The organism is Parafrankia sp. Ea1.12, from assembly GCF_900465275.1.
Taxonomy (GTDB): domain Bacteria; phylum Actinomycetota; class Actinomycetes; order Frankiales; family Frankiaceae; genus Parafrankia; species Parafrankia soli.
Window position 1 is genome coordinate 1 of the sequence record NZ_UBIZ01000387.1, and the last position, 17,807, is coordinate 17,807.

The 17,807-nt window shown below is 72.9% G+C and carries 9 protein-coding genes and 1 pseudogene; 6 read left to right on the forward strand and 4 right to left on the reverse strand.

What is annotated here, in order from left to right:
- The 6 genes and pseudogenes from FMEAI12_RS22090 to FMEAI12_RS22115 all read left to right on the forward strand — a co-directional run.
- Positions 1-249, forward strand: a pseudogene (locus FMEAI12_RS22090) (amidohydrolase); the annotation flags it as partial.
- A 45-nt stretch (positions 250-294) separates the two neighbouring features.
- Complete coding sequence (locus FMEAI12_RS22095) at positions 295-1,308, forward strand: acyl-CoA dehydrogenase family protein (protein ID WP_112107691.1); 1,014 nt, start codon at positions 295-297, stop codon at positions 1,306-1,308.
- Positions 1,309-1,363: 55 nt separating this feature from the next.
- A complete protein-coding gene (locus tag FMEAI12_RS22100) occupies positions 1,364-2,167 on the forward strand; it encodes an enoyl-CoA hydratase/isomerase family protein (protein WP_112107692.1) in 804 nt (267 codons plus the stop codon).
- Positions 2,168-2,178: 11 nt separating this feature from the next.
- Entirely contained in the window at positions 2,179-3,669 is a 1,491-nt protein-coding gene (locus tag FMEAI12_RS22105) for a class I adenylate-forming enzyme family protein (protein WP_112107693.1), read from the forward strand.
- Positions 3,670-3,813: 144 nt separating this feature from the next.
- On the forward strand, positions 3,814-5,004 hold the full coding sequence (locus tag FMEAI12_RS22110) for an acyl-CoA dehydrogenase family protein (protein ID WP_112107694.1): 1,191 nt from the start codon (positions 3,814-3,816) through the stop codon (positions 5,002-5,004).
- A gap of 89 nt (positions 5,005-5,093) precedes the next feature.
- Complete coding sequence (locus FMEAI12_RS22115) at positions 5,094-5,795, forward strand: SDR family NAD(P)-dependent oxidoreductase (RefSeq protein ID WP_235014303.1); 702 nt, start codon at positions 5,094-5,096, stop codon at positions 5,793-5,795.
- 147 nt (positions 5,796-5,942) lie between these two features.
- On the opposite strand, the gene FMEAI12_RS22120 is transcribed toward FMEAI12_RS22115, so the two are convergent.
- The 4 genes from FMEAI12_RS22120 to FMEAI12_RS22135 all read right to left on the reverse strand — a co-directional run bounded on the left by FMEAI12_RS22120 (position 5,943) and on the right by FMEAI12_RS22135 (position 17,754).
- Positions 5,943-7,358 carry a hypothetical protein gene (locus FMEAI12_RS22120; RefSeq protein WP_112107695.1) on the reverse strand — a complete coding sequence of 472 codons (1,416 nt, stop codon included), beginning with the start codon at positions 7,356-7,358 and terminating at the stop codon, positions 5,943-5,945.
- Between the two features lie 66 nt (positions 7,359-7,424).
- Positions 7,425-11,291: a hypothetical protein gene (locus FMEAI12_RS22125; protein ID WP_112107696.1), complete on the reverse strand. Its 3,867-nt coding sequence runs from the start codon at positions 11,289-11,291 to the stop codon at positions 7,425-7,427.
- Positions 11,288-13,705: a hypothetical protein gene (locus FMEAI12_RS22130; RefSeq protein WP_112107697.1), complete on the reverse strand. Its 2,418-nt coding sequence runs from the start codon at positions 13,703-13,705 to the stop codon at positions 11,288-11,290. The genes FMEAI12_RS22125 and FMEAI12_RS22130 overlap by 4 nt, the downstream gene beginning before the upstream one ends.
- Positions 13,702-17,754 (reverse strand): DUF6603 domain-containing protein, encoded by a 4,053-nt coding sequence (locus tag FMEAI12_RS22135; protein WP_112107698.1) that lies wholly within the window; start codon positions 17,752-17,754, stop codon positions 13,702-13,704. The genes FMEAI12_RS22130 and FMEAI12_RS22135 overlap by 4 nt, the downstream gene beginning before the upstream one ends.
- Positions 17,755-17,807: the final 53 nt, after the last annotated feature.

Below are 17,807 nucleotides of genomic sequence, written 5' to 3' on the forward strand. Positions count from 1 at the left end.
CTCCTGCGCCGCAACATCTGGATCAACCCGTTCTGGGAGGACTCCCTCGAGGGCCTCATCTCCCTCATGGGCTCCGACCGCGTCTACTTCGGCTTCGACTACCCCCACCCCGAAGGCCTCGCCGAGCCCCTCTCCTTCACCGGACAGCTCACGGGTCTCGCCCCGGCCGACATCGAACGGGTCATGTCGACCAACATGTTCGAGCTCCTCGGCCTCCCCCGGCCGGCCCCCACCGGCGACCCGCTGTAGTACCAGGATGTCTTTCAAGCGACTGACGGTAGGTGATGACGTCCCATGCAGTTCCGCCTCGACGAGGACCAGCTGGCGATGCGCGATGCCGTCCGGGCGTTCTGCGCGGACCGGTTCGGTCTCGCCGACATCACGGCCCGCGACGGCAAGCCCACCGACCCTGGACTGTGGGCGGCTCTCGCCGAGCTCGGTGTGCTGGGCGTCCTCGTCGACGAGGCCGGTTCCGGGATCGGCATCATCGAGGCCGCCATCGCGTTCGAGCAGTTCGGCGAGCATCTCGCCGGCGGGCCGGTGCTGTGGTCGACCCTCGCCGCGCCGTTCGTCCCCGGCGCCGCCGGCGGAAGGGTCCGGGTCGCCGGCGTCGAGCTGACCGGCACCGACCTGGCGAACGCCGAGCCGGCCGACGGGACGAACGGCTCGCTGGTCGTCGAGCACGCCGACGAGTGCGACGTGCTCCTGTTGCTGCGCGACGACCGGGTGGAGGTGTGCCCGCGCGCCGGCCTGCCACCGCCCGTGGGCGGCACGCCACTCGACCCGCTGACGCCCGTCGCCGTGTTCCCCCACATCCCCGCGGGCCAGGTGGTCGGCACAGCGGCGGACGCGCGGCGCCTGCGGCGGTCGGGAGAGATCCTCAGCGCCGCGCTGCTGGTCGGCGTCGCCCAGGGCGCGCTCGAGACCGCCCGCGGCTACGCGCTCGAGCGGGTGCAGTTCGGAGTTCCCATCGGCTCGTTCCAGGCCGTCAAGCACCTGCTCGCCGACATGTACGTGCGGGTGGAGCTGGCGCGGACGGCGACCTACGCCGCCGCCGCGATCGCGGCCGACCCGCGCGCCGGTGACCCGGACCGCGCCGCGAACACGGCGAAGCTGCTCGCCGGCGAGGCGGGCATCGCCAACGGCCGCGCGGCCGTGCAGGTCCTCGGCGGCATGGGCTTCACCTGGGACATGCTCCCGCACTACTTCCTGAAGCGGGCCTGGGTCCTCGAGAACGGATTCGGCACCGCGTCCTGGCACGCCGCCCGGCTCGGTGCCGCGGTCGGGGACGAAGTCACCGCCCCGTGACCGGGGCGCAGACACCGACCCGGTCCGCCCGCCGGTAGAGCGAAAGGCTGTTCGCATGGGATTCGACACGATCCAGTACCAGGTCGAGGAACGGGTGGCCACGATCACCTTCGACCGGCCCGAGGCGCTCAACGCGCTGAGCCCGGCGATGGTCAAGGAGCTGCGGCAGGCGTACGCCGACGCCGAGGCCGACGACGAGGTCTGGATCCTGCTCGTCACCGGGAACGGCCGGGCGTTCTGCGCCGGCGCCGACGTCACCGAGATCCCCGACGACGGGCGGGTCGTCTACGACGAGCCCTACCTGTCGACGTTCCCGCAGTGGGAGGCGCCCCAGGAGGGCACGCCGCCGTTCCGGACGATGACCAAGCCGATCCTCACCGCCGTGAACGGCCTGTGCTGCGGCGCCGGGCTCGACCTCGTCACCACCGGCGACATCGTCATCGCCTCCGACCGGGCCGAGTTCTTCGACCCCCATGTCAGCATCGGCCTGGTCTCCGGCCGGGAGGTGGTACGGCTGGCCCGCGCCCTGCCGACCAACATCGCCATGCGGATGGCGCTGATGGGCCGGCACGAGCGGATGAGCGCGCAGCGCGCCTACGACCTGGGGCTGGTCTCCGAGGTCGTCGAGCACGACCGGCTGCTCGAGCGGGCCCGGGAGATCGCGCGCACCGTCAACCGCAACGCGCCGCTGGCCGTGCGCGGCACCCGGCTCGCCATCCGCCGGGGCCGCGACCTCCCCCTGTACGAGGCCGAGGTCATGGCCGAGACGTTCCGGGAGCGGGTGGTCCGCACCGAGGACGCCAAGGAGGGCCCCCGCGCCTTCATGGAGAAACGCCAGCCGGATTGGAAGTGCCGGTGACATTCTCTGGAATGGCCGAGCTTCCCGCGCTCAGCGAGCGTATCGGGAGGGTGCTCGCTCTCGACCCGTCGGCGCCCGCCGTCGAGTTCGAGCGCCACTGGCACACCTGGGGCGAGCTGGCCGCGTCGGCCGACGCGGTCGCGCCGCACGTGCGGCCGGGCGAGCGCGTCGCCCTGCTGCTGCGCAACCGGCCACCGCAGCTCGGCCTGCTCCTCGGTCTGCTCCGGGCCGGCGCCTGCGTGGTCGCCGTCAACCCCGGACGAGGAGTCGAGCGGGTCCGGGCCGAGCTCGGCTCGCTCACCGTCACGACCGTCGCCGGCTCCCTCGAGGATCTCCAGGCCTTCGCCCCGCGGATCCGCTGGTTCGCCAGCGACACTCTCGGCGCGCTGACGGTCAGCGGTGAGGCGCCGGCGCGTGTCGCCGGAGCGGGCGAGGACGACCAAGACCCTGACGGGCTGCGTCCCGAGGTGGCGGTCGAGATGCTGACCAGCGGGACGACCGGCCCGCCCAAGCGGGTTCCGCTGACCTACGAGACCTTCCGGCGGGTGCTCGCCGGGGCCAAGCACTACGAACGCAGTCCCGACGCCGGCCTTCGGCTGCGCCGTGGCGTGGTCGTCGTGAACGCGCCGCTGGTGCACCTGGGCGGGCTGTTCCGGATCCTGCAGTGCGTCAACGACGGCCGCTCCTTCTGCCTGCTCGAACGCTTCCGCGTCGAGGAGTGGGCGGACGCCGTGCGCCGGCATCGACCCTCCACCGTCAGCCTGGTCCCGGCCGCGTTGCGGATGGTCCTCGACGCCGACCTCGATCCCACCGACCTGTCCGGCGTGCGGTCGGTGATCTCTGGTACCGCGCCGCTGTCGCCCGAGGACGCCGACGCCTTCCAGGCGAGGTTCGGGGTGCCGGTGCTGACCTCGTACGCGGCGACCGAGTTCGGCGGCGGCGTCGCCGGCTGGAACCTCGCCGACCACGAGCGGTACTGGGCGGCGAAGCGCGGCAGTGTCGGGCGCGCCCACGCCGGCTGCGCGCTGCGCGTGGTCGACCCCGACACCGGCGCACCCCGCGGACCGGACGAACCGGGGCTGCTGGAGGTCCGGGCGGCGCAGCTCGGTGCCGACAGCGGCTGGACCCGGACCACCGACCTCGCCCGGATCGACGCCGACGGCTTCCTGTGGATCCTCGGCCGCGCCGACCAGGCGATCATCCGCGGGGGGTTCAAGATCCTGCCCGACGAGGTGCGCGTCGCCCTGGAACGCGACCCGCGGGTACGCGGCGCCGCCGTCGTCGGCCGTCCCGATACCCGCCTCGGTGCCGTTCCGGTGGCGGCCGTCGAGCCGCGCCCCGGGGTCACGGTGACCGCCGAGGCCCTCCTGGCGGCGGCGGCAGGCGTCCTGGCCCGCTACGAGCTGCCGGCCCAGCTGCGAGTCGTCGAGGCTCTTCCCCGGACGCCCTCGGGCAAGGTCGACCTGGCCGCCGTGCGCGAGCTGTTCACCCAGCAGCCCTGAGCACCCCGCACCCCGCACCCCGCAGCCCTCAGCCCTCAGCCCTCAACCGGCCGAGGGGCCGGCGCCCCCGAACAGCCGGAGACGCACGAACAGCCGGAGACGCACGAACAGCCAGCGGCCCACGAACAACCGGAGGAGCGCGGTATGGACCTGACCTACAGCGAGCAGGACGAGGCGTTCCGCGCCGAGCTCCGCGCCTGGCTCCAGGCGGAGGTGCCCGCGCACGGCCCGCCCCCACCCCCCGGGGACTGGCCGGCGCGACGCGCCTACGACACCGCCTGGCAGCGCAGGCTGTACGACGCGGGATACGCCGGCCTGCACTGGCCCAGCCAGTTCGGCGGCCGCGGCCTGCCCGTCACCCAGCAGCTCGTCTACCTGGAGGAATACGCCCGCGCAGGCGCCCCCTACATCAGCGTCAACTTCGTCGGGATGATGCACGCCGGCCCCACGCTGATCGCCGAGGGCACCGACGAGCAGCGGGCCTACCACCTGCCGCGCATCCTGCGCGGCGAACACGTCTGGTGCCAGGGCTTCTCCGAGCCACAGGCCGGCTCCGACCTCGCCTCCCTGCGCACCAGCGCGGTGCGCGAGGGCGACGAGTACATCGTCAACGGCCAGAAGATCTGGAGTACCCGGGCGCACGTCGCCGACTACGGCGAGCTGCTGGTCCGCACCGACCCCGACGCCCGCAAACACCGCGGCATCAGCTGGCTCATCCTCGACATGCACTCCCCCGGCGTCGAGGTCCGCCCGATGCGCACCATCGACGGCGAGAGCCACTTCTGCGAGGTGTTCCTCACCGACGTCCGGGTGCCCGTCGCCAACCTCGTCGGCGCGGAGAACGACGGCTGGCGGGTCACGAACGTGACCCTGCGCTTCGAGCGTGGCACCGCCTTCGCCCAGCACATCATCACCCTGCGCTCCCAGCTGCGGGACCTGGTCAGGGCGGCCCGGCTGGTGCCCGCGCCGGGCGGCGGCACCGCCTGGGACGACCCGGCGCTGCGCGGGCATGTCGGCCGCCTGGATGCACACGTCGACGGGCTGTGGCGGATGACCCAGCGCGACATCACCGAGGCCGAGGCCACCGGACTGCCCGCACCCACCGGCTCCGCCGTCAAGCTGCGGTTCAGCGAGCTCAGCCAGGAGCTGAGCGAGCTCGCGGTGCGCGTTCTCGGCCGCGCGGCGACGGGCGGCGTGCGGGGCCACGGCCTCGACGGCACCGAGATCGCCCGGGCCTACCTCTGGTCGTTGCAGTACACGATCGCGGCCGGCACCTCGCAGATCCAGCGCAACCTCATCGCCGAACGCATCCTCGGGATGCCCCGCGTGGCCTGACGCCGGGTCCGGGCGCAGAACGGGAAAGCGACCAGTCGTTCCTCCACCGGCGGCGGCCTCGGCCCCCGCCCGCAACGGAGAGGGTTGAGATGGACCTCGGTATACGTGATCGTGGTTTCCTCGTCGTCGGCGGGACGGCGGGCATGGGTCTCGCCGCCGCGCAGGTGCTGGTCGCCGACGGCGCGCGCGTGGCACTCGTGGGGCGGGACCCCGACCGGGCGCGGGCGGCCGTGGAGCGGCTGGGCCGGCGGAACGCGACGGCGGTCGTCGGCGACGTCAGCCGCCCCGGTGAGGCGGAACGGATCGTGAGCGAGGTGGTCGGGACGCTCGGCGAGCTGGCCGGTGTCGCGGTGACCACCGGCACGTCGACCGCAGCGCACGCCAGCCTCGACGCTGCCTCGGACGCGGTGTGGGCGGACGCCGTCGACGACGTGCTGATGGGGACGGTCCGCACCGTCAGGGCGGCCGTCCCGCACCTGGTCGCCGGCGGCGGGGGCACGGTGGTCACCACGGCGGCGTACGGAATGCGCGCCTATCATCCCGACCGGCTGCCGTACGTCACGCTGAAGAGCGGGGTGGCCGCGCTCACCAAGACCGTCGCCAGGGCGTACGGCGGCTCGGGGGTGCGGGCGAACTGCGTCTGCCCCGGTGCCATCGAGACCGGGTCGCTCGCGGCCCTGCGCGGGGCGCTCGCCCGGGAGCGCGGCGTCCCGCCGGCCGGCCTCCTGGAGCAGGTCATGGTCGACGAGTGGCGCATGGACGTCGCCCTGCGCCGGCCGGGCACCGGGTGAGGTCTGCGACCTGTTCGCCTTCCTCCTGTCGCCCCGCGCGGGGTACCTGACCGGCGCGGTCATCAACATCGACGGCGGCACCCAGTTCTGATCCGGCCAGTTCTGATCCGGACCGGTTCCGAACAGGGCGGGAGACGAAACGCCCGGTCAGTCGCGGGTCACCCGCCAGCTGTCCCCACCCACCCGGTTACCGGGATTCCACCTGAAGATATAGCCGCGGTCGCCGTCGTGGTTGTAGGCCGCCGCGTAGAGCCAGCCGTCCTTCTGCCTGTTCTGCAGGCCGATGTGGTCCCCGTCGCGCAGGACCGTGCTGCCGGCGATGGTGAACCCGCACTGTTCCAGCACCCGGACGGTGCTGTTGATGGTCAGATCCTCGCCGTAGGGCCCCCGCAGCTCACGGATACGCACGATTTTTCCGCTACCGACGAATTCGGCGCCGCCATCGACCGAAAGGTCGTGCAGCACCTTCAGTCCGTTGTGACCGTAGGTGCTGATCTTTTCGCCGACGTCGATGTCCTCCCCGAACCGTGCGCCGTTGATGCCCTGCGTGCTCAGCTTGCTCCCGACCGTCAGATCGTCGTTGGCGTTCAGCAGCCCGTTCACGTCGAGCCGGGACCGGGCGGTGAGATTACCCGAGACCGTCAGCTCCTCCTGGACCGTCGCGTCGTTGTGGGCGGACAGCGACCGGTACACGTCGAGCGTGGACTCGGCGGTGACCGAGCCGGAGACGGTCAGGGTGGACGTGGCGGTGACCGGGCCGGAGACGGTCAGTCCGGTCAGGGTGGGGTTGTTGACGGCGATGGTGAGGTTGGCGTACTGCTCGACCGATTCGAAGCCTTCCGCGGCCTGCTGTCCGCCGTCGACGGCGGACGCCTTCACGATGAAGGTGGTGTCGCGCAGGATCGTGCCCGACGGGGCGGACCACGAGGTGCCGGTTCCCTCGAACACGGGGGCCGCGTTGCTGCCGTCGTACAGCCAGAAGTAGGAGCCGTTGCTCTCCCAGGAGAGCTGGAGGGACTCGCCGGCGTCGATCCTCGTCCTGGGGACGGTCGGCCTGTCCGTGCTGCGGGCCAGAAAGTTGCGCAGGTAGAAGACGGGCTCGATGACGGGCAGGGTCAGGGTCCGCGGATTCTTGCGGGTGAATTTCTGCGGTTGCGTGTTGGAGGATTCGACGATCTGCACGAGGAGCGGGTCACCGGTGGCGGTGGCGATCAGGCCGCTGATGCTGAAGGCCAGGGGGTAGGTGACCGGATCGTTGGGGTTGGCGTTATGGAAGGTGAGCTGATGATGCTCGGTGAGCTCCTGCTCGGTGTTCGCCGCCAGCGACACCGGCTTCCATCTGTCGTCGTTCACCGCGATGCGCGGATTCTCGGTGAAGTACGCGGTGCCGCTCTGCGGGTTGACCGGCACCGAGATCGCGATCCTGTCGGCGTAGATGTTCTGGTCGCCATGGTCAACGGAGATGTTGATGCGGGCCTTGGTGCCCTTCTCCGGGTCACCGCCCGCCTCGAGCGGTGATGGGCTGGTGGCGGGTAGGTAGTCGAACAGAGGGTTTGCGGCCATTGCGAATCCTCCTGGCGTGCGGGTCCTTACTGCGGTGTCCTGACGTGCGTCGGGGAGGGAACGTGGTTACTGCTCCGGGTCGGCGAGGAAGCGGAGCAGGCCGTCCTCGAGAAGAACGGGGCTGTCCGGGAACCGCGCCTCCAGCGGTGCCGGGATCAGCGCGTACGGCACCCAGGGAGCCTCGCCGGGCGCCGGGCGCAGCCAGGACCACGAGCCGTTCTTCTCGGCCGGCCGGGGGAAGGCGAGGGTCCCGGCCTCGGAGTCGTGGTCGGAGCCGTGGTCGCGGTCGGGGTCGGGCTGGCTGGTCGGAGCGTGTTCGGTGGTGAGGACGGGGCCGAAACGGAAGAGCGCCTGCAGGTGACGCAGCGCGTCGTCGGTGTGCCGGGGCGGGACGGTGACAGTGGCGGTGGGGGTGATGCCGCTGGTGGCGTGCACGGGGGCCCGCGGATCGAGGAGCAGGAGCAGCCGGGTGGGCGCCGGGTCGCCGAACGTCAGCGGGACGTAGTTTCCGGCAGGCACGGTTCCGGCAGGCACGGTGCCCGCGGCGCCGGGCGGCCCGATCTGGGTGGCGTAGTCCTGCTCGTCGTCGGGAGCGGTGACGCTGTGGAAACAGTCGTAGTCGTAGGCCCCGTGCGGGTCGGTGGCGAAGTAGCCGATGAGGCCGTCGTCGCGGGCGGCCACGTCGCCGAGGCGGATCTCGAACCGGTCGCCGGTGAAGGCCGGCGGCGGCGGGTCGAGCGTGGCGGCCCAGCCGGTGTCGCGGATGGGGGGTCCCTCGAGGGTCAGCCGGAGCTGCGCGGGGACGAGGGCCAGCGGGCGCCCGAGGAGGAGGGACAGGTTCTGGTCGGCGCGCCGGCCGAGCGGGTCGGTGGTCCACAGGGTGGAGTCGATGACGTCGAGGAAGGCCGTGAAGTTCGCCTCCGCGGCGAGCTTCGGGGAACCGATGAGGGCCGCGATCTCGGGGGCGTGGGCGGCGAGCTGGTCCGGGGTGGTGATGGCGCTGCCGGGCGGGGGCTCCCACTGGCCGGTGCGCCGGCCGTCGGCTCCGGTGAGCAGCCGGTAGGTGCCGAGCAGGAGCCCTGCCGGGTCGTAGAGCAGCAGGCTGTGGTCGAGGTGGTTGGGGAGGATCCAGCCGCTGATGGGGCTGGGGTCGGCCGCGGTGCCGACGACGCGCGTGCCGGTCCGGGCATCCAGGAGGTCGAAGTCGAGCCGGGCGGGTTGCAGAGGGCGCGGGGGTAGCTGGGCGACGGAGGCGATCGCGGGCGTCAGAGAGGTCCCGACGGCGAGGGCGGTGTCGACGGTGAGCGGGAAGTTGCGGTAGTCGTGCAGGCCACCGCTCTGGGTGTCGCCGCTGACGACGTCCAGGACTCGGCCGAACTTGTCGTAGAGGAAGAGCTCCTCGACGCAGATCTGTCCCTGCCGGGTCTCGTGGAAGGGGGCGCTGGCGCTGCCGGGCAGGTACGGGAAGCTGCTGACCCGGCCGCGGTAACGCGCGGGCAGGCCGTCCTCGGTGGCGGCGTCCGGGTAGCCGACGAGGTCGGCGACGGCGGGAAAGTCGGTGTCGTCGGTCGTGGGGCGGCGGAAGGCGCGCAGGTCGCGGGCGGCCAGGCGATCGTTGAAGCCGGTGAGTTCCTGGGCGAGCAGCCCCCAGTCGCCGATCGCGGTGAGCCAGGCGTCGAGCTGGTCACGCTGGTCGTCGGTGCCGTGCTGGGCGACGTACTCCTTCATCCTGGCGGCGAACAGGGACCGGGGGTGCGGGCCGAGCGCGGAGACACCCGTGACGGTGACCCGGTCCAGGGGGATGTCGACGCCCTCCGGGGTGAAGCGGTAGTCGGTGCCGTCGAAGGTCCAGCAGCGCCGCGCGCCCACGGTGTGGGGGATGTGCCGGTAGGAGATCTTCCACTCCATGAACAGCGGCTCCCAGGGCTGGGTCCAGGGTTCCAGACCCAGCTCCGGGAGGGTGCCGGTGTAGGCGGCGGGTGGGTGGGCGCTCAGGACGGCCCTGGCCTGCTCCGCCGGCAGGCCGCCGGCGGCGGCCAGCGCGGCGGCGTTGCCGGGATCGAGCAGGAAGTACTCCGCGAGCAGCCCGGGCACCTCGGGCGGGAAGGCGTCGAGACCCGCGACGGCGGGCACCGGGCCGCGGCCGGGTACCGCGGTGATCGTCGTGCCCGCGACCGTGACGGCGCTGATCAGCGCGGCGCCGTCGTCGGTGAGTGGCCGTACGGGTACGGGTTGATCGGGGACGGTCGCGTCGGCCGGGGGCAGTATCCCCGACAGGCTCACCACGGGGTTGTTGCTCTGCGCGTACGGGGGGCGCGGGACGGCCTTGAGCTCGGCTCCCCCGCCCAGCCCCTTCGCCGCGGCGAAGGCGCCGACCCCGGCGAGGAACGCGTCATGGGCGCTGGCGTGGGGCCGGGTGTGGTCGGGCTGGGGGACCTTCGCGGCCAGTTCTCGCACCTGGGCGGTTCGGACGCCCACGGTGTGGGCGAGGGATCCCTCCCGCTCGGCGTCGAGCTCCTGCATCATCAGGTCCTGGTCGGGGACGTCGTCGGGCGGGAACATCGACGCCCCCGCGATCCCGTTCTTCAGCCACAGGGCGTTGAGCCGCCACTGGAGGTCCCGCAGCTCGCCGAGCCGCTCGTCGAGCTGACGCTGATCGTCGTTGAGCGTGGCCAGCCAGGCCGGCGGGACGAAGGGGCGCGGCGCCGCGGCCTCGGCGGACGGGCTGCCGGTGGACGGGCCGCCATCGGACGGGGTGTCAGCGGGGGGCGGTGTGACCGTCCAACGATGGCCGCCGGTCGACGCGGCGAACGAGGCGTCGTGGACCTGCCGGCGTACCCGCTCGTCGCCGCCCTTCTCCTCGGCGACGGCGAGCAGGTCGTGCAGGAACGCACGCAGCAGCGCCACGTCGGCGGCGGCGGGCGCGGCGCCGGTCGCGTGCAGCGCCTGGCCGGCGAGGGCGGTGAAGGCGTCCTCGGTGGTGTTGCCCAGGGCGACGCTCAGCGCGCCGTTGTCCTGGATCGTGTCCAGCGGGTCCGGGACGGGCGCCGCGCTCGCGGCGGGATCCCAGCCGACGGTCAGGGCCGTACCGGCGTACAGGCTGCGGGTGATCGGGCTGACCGCGGCGTCGTGACCGGCCTCGCCGGTCAGGCGGGGATCCTGCCAGCCGAGGTGCGCGAGCTGGTCGGCGTAGGAGGTGCCGGGCGGGCGGGACGCGAGGACGTCGGCGTCCGGATCGGAGTACCAGCCGATGACCCGGTAGCCCAGGGCGGTGGCCGACGTGATGTCGGAGAGGTCGTCGAGGAAGGAGAAGACGTTGGTGTTGTGCGGGGTGTAGGTGGTGAAGTACGGGTTCCCGGTGGCCATGGCGGTGACGAAAAGGGGGTCCCGGCCGGCGCGTTCCGTCCACGGGGTGTCGGTGTGCCCGAAGGCGAGCCCGATCTGGACCTGCCCGACGTCGGGGTCCATGGTGTTGCGGTAGGGGTCCGGGCTGGCCTGCCAGGCGCGCAGGGTGGTGGCGTCGACCAGGTAGGGGCTGGAGCGCACGAGGTCGTGTCCGTCGTCCTGCGCCCGCGGGCTGTACGGGCAGTCGCTTTCGATCACCCATGCCCTGGCGAGGCGGGTGCCGGTGCCGCTGAAGCGGATCACCAGCCAGCGGTTGGGCACCAGCGGGTAGCCGATCTCACCGGTCGCCGGGTCCTGCACGCCGTGGCGCAGCCCCCTGGGCAGGGTCCAGTGCAGGTGGACGCCGGTGTGGCTGTGCACCGGGTCGTTGCTCTGGCGGTCTCCCCCGTCCGGCTCCGGGCTCAGGTAGTCGTCCAGCGCCAGGTAGGTGTGCTGCCAGCTGCGGAACGCGTCGCGGCCCTGGAGAGCCCGGTTGACCACGAGGACGTCGAGGTCGACGGGGACGACGAGCGCGGGGCGGGCGGTCAACCTCGGTCTCCGTTCGGGCCGGTGAAGCGGATGGCCTCGGGGACCTTGACCATCTGCAGGGCCAGGTCGGCGGGGCCGATGGGGCCGACGGCGGTGCCGTGCGCGGCGTCCAGAGCCGCCGTCAGCGCGGGGATGAGCGAACCGAGGTCCAGGATCGGGCCGCCGGCACCGGCCCTGACATGGTCCAGGACGGGGAAGGTGACGTCGGGGCCGATCTGCTCGCCGAGCGGGCGGCCCCCGGACGCGGGGGGCGGGGCCAGCAGGTTCCGCAGCGGGATCAGGCCGTGGTCCTCGACGCCGAACCGGAAGCCCTCCTGGGGCTCCCTGAGCTCGACGGCCGCGGGCAGGCCCTCGAACAGGCACAGCAGCACGGTGGGCGAGAGGTGGTCCATCCGCAGGACGGGCAGGAGCTCACCGGCCTCGTCCAGGGCGCGCACGGCCAGGTTCGGCCAGCCGGAGACGAGCGCCGAGCGCAGCAGCAGACCGGAGACCGGCCCGAGAACGGCGTCGCCGCCGGACGCGGCGGCACCAGGTGCGGTGCCCTCCGGCGTGGGGTCCTCTGGCGAGGAGTCCGTCGCGGTGCCGCGCTGCGTCGCGCGGTACCCGGCCGCCTTCTCCGCCGCCGCGGCCCGGATGGTCGCGGCGACGACCTGGTCCTGGAGGGTGTCCCGACTGGACTGCGCGCCGATGCTGAGGGCACCGGAGAGCAGGGCGTCCAGCCAGCTGGGGTCGAGGTGGAAGAAACGCAGCGACTCCCGCGGCAGCATCCGTTCGTCGGGCACCAGGTGGGTGAACGGCACGGGGTGGAGTAGCAGGAGCCGCCCGAGCCAGTCCGCGACCCGGGTGAGGTGTTCCCCGAGGCCGTCGTCGGCGTCCATCGCCGTGGCGAGGGCGGCCCGGGTGGCGTCGGATCGCAGCACGGCCTCGAGCCCGCCGGCCGGGTCGGCGGACGGCGCGGCGGGTGTCGGCGGGGACCACGCGGCGCGGGGCCGGCCCGGTGGCGTGCCGAGGGCGGTGAGCAGGTGGCCGTCGAGCAGCGCGCCGAACGCCGCGCGCGCCGTCCCCGGCCGCGTGCGCCCGCTGCCGTCCCGCTGCAGGTGGACGCTGGTGGCCTGGTGGTGCAGGGTGTCCACCAGGTGCCGGGTGGCCTGTTTGAACGCGAGCAGGTGCTGGGCGAAGGGGGCGTCGGCGAGGGCGAGGGCCCGGCCGGTATCGAACGCGGCGGCCAGCGACAGGTCGAAGCTGCCCCAGGCCGGGTCGTAGGCGATGAGAGCGTCGGCGGTGGTGGCCTGCGCCGCCCGGTCGGTGGCCGCGGGCAGCACGGGGGTGAGCGGCCCTCGGTACCAGCCGTAGGTGGCCTCGCCCGAGCGGGTCAGGTAGGGCAACGGCAGGTACCCGTCGTCGATCCGCCGGGCCACGTGTCGCCGCGCGGCGGTGTCGGTCTGCCCGGGCGGGCCGGGCAGGCGCAGCCACATGTCGTCGCGCCCGGCCCGGGTGCCGGAGGGGGTCCGGGTGAGTCCTTCGGCGAGGTCGGCGAAGTCCGCCTCGCGGTCGGGCTGGGCCTGGAACGACCAGCTGCACAGGGACAGCAGCGCCACCGAGGAGCGGCCCTGGAAGTCAGGGGTGTCCGCGAGGATCCGCTCGTGGCCCTCCAGGGAGACGAGATGCACGATGTTCTTCGTGCCGGTCGAGGGGTCCTTCGTACCTGTCCCGGGATCGGAGCCGGGCGGGGCGGCGGTCGGGAAGCGGTTGGCGACGATGACGGAGAACAGCCCGTCCTCCTGGAGGCCCAGGATGGGCCGGTCCCCGGTGTTGGCACCGCGGCAGTGGGCGAGGAAGCGCAGCTCCCCCAGCCGGGGCGCCACGGCGTGGAACTCGGCCGCCGCGACCTGGATGTACACGCACGGGTCGCCGGGTCCGATGTCGGACTCCACGGTCAGCGCGGGCTTGAGCACGGCGGCGTCGTGGGCCAGGAACTCCGCCACAGTGGCGGAGACGGTGCGGGTCGGGGTGGTGATGCCGCCGACGAGCTGATCGTCGGTGAGCACCAGCAGTGCCAGCCACGGGGTGTCGCGCGAGGCCCCGCCCAGCGGACGTTCCCACGGCAGCATGGGATCGCCGAGCACCACGTGCGGCAGGACCTCGGCGAACCTGCCGCTGGCGGCGTCGGGAGGCTGCCTGGCGACCACCGCGTCGGCGTCGATCCGCACCTGCGGGCCGCGGACGGTGAACCTCTGCACGGCTGTGAACGGCCCGCCGACGACCTGTGCGCCGTCGTGCGGCCCGGCGCGCAGGGTGTGGGTGGCCTCGATCCGGTAGTCGCCGGCGGGCAGTGCGGGCAGGTAGTGGTCGTGCAGCTCGAGGTCCCCCGGGGGGATCGTGTCGCGGGCGGGGTGCGGCGGGCTCGGGCTCATCCGCGGCTCCCCGCTTCCTGCGCGCTCTGGACCATCGGCGCCTCGCTGTAGAAGTGGGCCGCGCCCGCCGCCAGGCCCGCCAGGGCGCTGTCGCCGAGGTCGGTGAGCAGTTTGGCGTCGGCCAGGGCGGCGTACATCTGGTCGCGCCCGCTCCTCGCGTCGCCACGGTCGAGGCGCCCGAGCAGATCCACGCAGGACGGGTCGGGTACGCCGACGAAGTCGTGGTTGGCGGCCGGCTCCCGGGGCAGCGGCGACAGACCGGGCGGCAGCTCGTCCTCGCTGTACTCACTGAGCGGGAAGACCCCGCGCGAGGCGGCCAGCTCGGGCCGGGGCGCCTGGACGTCGAAGCCGACCGGCCGGTCCGGCAGCACCTCGGCGCTGGGTCGCGACGGCGTGTGGCTGAACGGGGTCGGCGGGGCACCCCACAGCGACGCGGGCACGCCCCGGGTGCGGGCGGTGAGCGTCCAGCCGTCCGTCGACGCGGGCCTGTCCTCGTAGAAGAGTCTCAGCCGGTGCTCACCGACCAGGCCGACGCGGTCCATGGGACGCACGTCGACCAGGGAGCCGTCCCCGGGTTCGGACGAGGCCAGGGGCGCGTCGCCCGTCCGCAGGTGGCTGGCCGGCACCGCGGACTGGGTGAACAGGCGCAGGTCCCGGGCCCGCGCCTGCCACACCTTGCCGCTGCCACCGGGGTTGGGTGCGGTGTCCGCCACGGCGCTGTCGACGCCGGAGACCGGCGCGACGGTGACGACGTCCGCCGGCTTCGGGAGCATGCTGGCGAACACGTCCCACCCCAGTGCCTCGGTCTCGGCTCCCCCGCGGGAGCCGCCGAAGCTGACGGTCACGTCGATGAGGGGGAAGTGCGCGGTGACCGAACCGCCGGTCGGCGGCCCCCACAGGTGCAGGGTCGCGCCGATCGAACCGCTGATCGTGACGTGCAGGATCCCCAGGTTGATGCTGCCGGACGCGCCGATGCTCACCGAGATGCGCGCGTCGAAGAAGAACGGCCGCCAGGACAGCAGCACGTCGGCCTGCGCCGTGAACCAGGCCCGGATGGGGCCCTCGTGGAAGAGGACCTCCAGCCGCGCGCCCGCCATCGCGCATGACGGCGTGACGGCCAGATACGCCTGGGCCTTGATCGACACGCTGCCGCTGACCGCCCAGTCGATCCCCAGCCGCGGCGCGTCGGGATAGTAGGAGGGCCGGCGGAACGCGGGGTGGTAGCCGCCGAGGGTGACGACGAACTGCCCGGCGTGCGGGTTGTTCCCGAACCAGGTCGCCGCGGCGAACCCGCCGGTGAGGTGGCAGGCGGGCGTCAGCACGTACGAGGCCGGGGAGAGCTGCGCGGCGATCTCGGCGCTGCCCTGGGTGGGCCGGATGACGGCCTCCACGCCCAGCTCCGCGTAGACGTAGGTGGTGGTGGCGGACTCGGTGGGCAGCGGCAGCTGGATCGTCGCGAGGCCCAGCACGGCCAGCGCCAGCTCCGCGCCGATCTCCGCGGCCAGCAGCACCTTGGCGTTCACCACCTCGGCCACGGTGAACTCCACCCCGAGGGCCAGCCAGTACGAGCCTTCGCGGGGGGCGATCCACCGCCGCGGCTGGCTGCCGGCCACGGCCGGCTCACGCCCTTCCAGGACGTCGAGCACGTGGGAGGGCTTGTGCCCGGAGTTCGGCCCCTGCTTGTGCAGGCTCAGCAGCGGGAAACCGGAGACCTCCCTGGGAGTCGGCAGCGTCAGCTCCCGGTTGAAGCCGAACCCGGCCATCAGCCCGGTGACGATGACCGGCGGCGGCCCGCCCAGCGGCGCCTCCAGCTGGGCGAAGACGAACAGCGAGGGCGCGCCGTCCTTCAGCTGCGCGTACGAACCGAGACCTGCCAGCGAGAAGCTCTGCAGGCCGACCGTGGCCGTGCCGTCGTACTGGAACGCCACCGTGTCGGGAAGCTGGTCGTCGGGCAGGTGCAACAGCGCGCCGGAGATCTCCACCGGAGCGGCGCTGTAGCCGATCCCGAGGCCGTCGAGGCGGAACGTCGGCGCGAACCTGTCCAGCCGGGAGCCGACCGCCAGGCCGTCGAGCGAGAGGGCCAGCGGGCCGAGGGCGACCGACGCGTCCAGCGCGAACAGCAGCACGTTGTGCTGGTACATCACCCCGACCCGGTCGACGTGGACGATGCCGAGCTGCTTCTGCACCGACACCCAGTGGACGCTGGAGGCACCCGTCCCGGAGGTGTCAGGCGTAGCGGACGGGTCGGGGGCACCGGACGGAGCGGGGGCGCTGGAACCGCCCGGGGTACTGGGGGTGTCGGGTCCGGGGAGCTCGCCGCCGCCGGCGTTCGCGGGCGGCACGCCGAGAGCGACCGACGTGGCATCCTTCCCGATCCGCAGATCGGCCAGCGCGGCGACGCCCGCCGCCAGCCCGGCCTGCGGGAGGGCCACCACCTTGGCCGGCCCGAGCAGCCGGTTGACCGAGGCGACAGTCTGGGCGTCGAAGGCTCCGGAGCTGTAGAGGACCTGCAGGTTCTCCACACTCACCGTCCCGAACGTCGACAGGAACCCGCCGACGAGCGGAAGCTGGGAAAGGTCGAAACCCGCCGAGAGGTCCACACCGACACAGAACCGGGCCGGGCCGCCCGCGGGTTTCACCCGCACGAACTTGGCGTCCTTCAGCCCGATCCGCAGGCTGTCGGGAACGTCGGCCGCCAGGCCGGCGGAGAAATGCGCGACCCAGTCCCGCAGAACGATCTCGGTGCCCTCCGCGGCACCGCGATACGTGGCGACAAGGATGTCCGCGCCGGATTTCTCCTCGTCGAAATCGACCTCGAAGGCGAAGCCGTCGACGTCGAGCATTCCGCCGTAGCGCGTATCCGAGCCGTCGCGGGTGACCGTCACGCGGAGCGTGGCCGTGACCCCGTCCGCGATGGTCATGTCACCTTCGCAGACGAAGTCGAGGGCGGTCGAACCGGTGGTGTACGAGAGCGTCAGGGTGGTGAGTTCGAGGGACCTGACCGGCCCGGGCACGTCGGTCAGCCCGAGTGCGTCGATCACCTCCGCCATGCCGAGGGTCGTGTCCGCCGTGAGGCCGCCACTGAACGCCCAGCCGCCCTGCGCGCCGCCGACCTTCCCGGCCGAGATGTCGATGCTCAGCGCGGAGCCGATCGACACCGTGCCCCCGACCCGGGCCGTGAATCCCGCACCGATCCCGTAGTAGACGTAAAGAGCGAGGGATCGGATCACGAGGGAACCGACGATCGGCCAGTCACCCGTGGCCGTCATCCGAAGGAGATACTCCTCCCCGAGGACGGCGGCGAACGACAGCTCACTGACGGCGCAGGCCTCGGGCACCTCATCGCCGGGTATGCCGAACGACTCCAGCAGGGACCGGACAGAGATCGGTCGCGCCTCCGTCAGCGTGCCGGTGAGGGCAAGATGGGGAAACCACACGGCGACATCGAGGGGCAGCGCCCGGATGGTGAGCGAGGCCACGATCGCCATGGCGTCCATCTCATAGGCGACCGGTTCGGCACCCGCCTCCTCGACGAGGCGATAGTCAAAGCCGGCGATATCCGCGGGGTTGAAGTCGAACGCGCGCAGCCCGTCCGCCGCCTCCTGCCAGGCGGTGTCACCGCCGAGGCGCCTGCCGAGCTTCTCCAGCTCGGCGGCGAAGGCGCCGGGACGCACCGGCCGCACGGCGGCGGTCAGCCGCCCGAGGTCGTCCGCGGTGACCGTCGAGGCGACCTCCACCGTGTCGAACGTGCCGCCGAGCGTGAGGGTGACCAGGCCCTGGCTCGTCACGGTCACCGACACGCCCGTCACCGCCATGGTCACGGCGGCGCCGCCGGGCCAGGCCGGCGACGCCCAGGTGAGCGAGAGCGAGAGCGTCGTCCGCCCGGCGTCCACCTCCGGTCGCCCGGTGCCCGCGCCACCCTGGCAGACCCCGTCCGGGAAGGTGGCCAGCATGGCGCGCAGCTGCGCGGGGAGCGCGGTGTCCGCGGCCCGCAGTGTCGGTGGATCACCCAGGCTCAGGAGATGCGTTTTCAGGGCATCGAGATCCACTGAACCCCTCCCTCGGATCACGGCCATTCACTTCCGGGCACGTTCGACAACCA

Excerpts from the sequence above, each read along its gene's own strand:
- FMEAI12_RS22095 (WP_112107691.1), top strand. The coding sequence starts at position 295 with ATGCAGTTCCGCCTCGACGAGGACCAGCTGGCGATGCGCGATGCCGTC.
- FMEAI12_RS22100 (WP_112107692.1), top strand. The coding sequence starts at position 1,364 with ATGGGATTCGACACGATCCAGTACCAGGTCGAGGAACGGGTGGCCACG.
- FMEAI12_RS22105 (WP_112107693.1), top strand. The coding sequence starts at position 2,179 with ATGGCCGAGCTTCCCGCGCTCAGCGAGCGTATCGGGAGGGTGCTCGCT.
- FMEAI12_RS22110 (WP_112107694.1), top strand. The coding sequence starts at position 3,814 with ATGGACCTGACCTACAGCGAGCAGGACGAGGCGTTCCGCGCCGAGCTC.
- FMEAI12_RS22115 (WP_235014303.1), top strand. The coding sequence starts at position 5,094 with ATGGACCTCGGTATACGTGATCGTGGTTTCCTCGTCGTCGGCGGGACG.
- FMEAI12_RS22120 (WP_112107695.1), bottom strand. The coding sequence starts at position 7,358 with ATGGCCGCAAACCCTCTGTTCGACTACCTACCCGCCACCAGCCCATCA.
- FMEAI12_RS22130 (WP_112107697.1), bottom strand. The coding sequence starts at position 13,705 with ATGAGCCCGAGCCCGCCGCACCCCGCCCGCGACACGATCCCCCCGGGG.